The organism is Psychrobacter sp. T6-1 (genome assembly GCF_052258445.1).
Genome location: NZ_JBQQFC010000715.1, coordinates 1 through 681, shown reverse-complemented (window position 1 = coordinate 681; position 681 = coordinate 1). Strand labels below are relative to the sequence as shown.

1 protein-coding gene is annotated in these 681 nt (G+C 48.2%); it reads left to right on the top strand.

The window, feature by feature from the left end:
- Nucleotides 1–130 precede the first annotated feature (130 nt).
- Nucleotides 131–681: haloalkane dehalogenase (locus tag ACTXGO_RS15585; protein WP_443575159.1), on the top strand; the 551-nt coding region annotated here is incomplete at its 3' end.

Here is a 681-nt window from a genome sequence, read left to right as displayed (position 1 = left end):
GCTAATTAAGGCGGCGTTAATTGAGACAAGGCTAATGCACACTTAGCGTATTTAGAAATATAGTTTTGACAATCGGTTCAATGCTATTCTATAAGCTGTACATATTTATTTTTAAGGATAAGGACGTCCTATGAAAACTCTACGAACCCCTGATACGCAGTTTGAGAACCTACCTGATTTTGACTTTGTACCGAACTATCTGATGGTTGATGATACTGAGGGCGGCGAGCTACGTGTGCACTATCTTGATGAAGGTAGCAAGGACGCTGACCCTATTCTCCTGCTCCATGGAGAGCCGTCATGGTGCTATCTGTATCGCAAGATGATACCGATTTTGACGGCAGCAGGACACCGCGTTATTGCGCCAGACTTGCCTGGATTTGGGCGCTCGGACAAGCCTGCTGATCGCAGTGACTATACTTACCAGCGTCATGTCGACTGGATGCAATCGCTACTCGATCAGTTAAAGTTAGACCGTATCACGCTGTTTTGCCAAGATTGGGGCGGGCTCATTGGTCTGCGCTTAGTCGCGGACAATCCTGATAAATTTGCGCGCGTTGCTGCAGGCAATACTATGCTCCCTACTGGCGATCATGATCCTGGTGAGGGCTTTCGCAAGTGGCAGCAGTTCTCACAAGATACGCCAGAGTTCCATGTCGGCAGCATCATCAATAGCGGCAC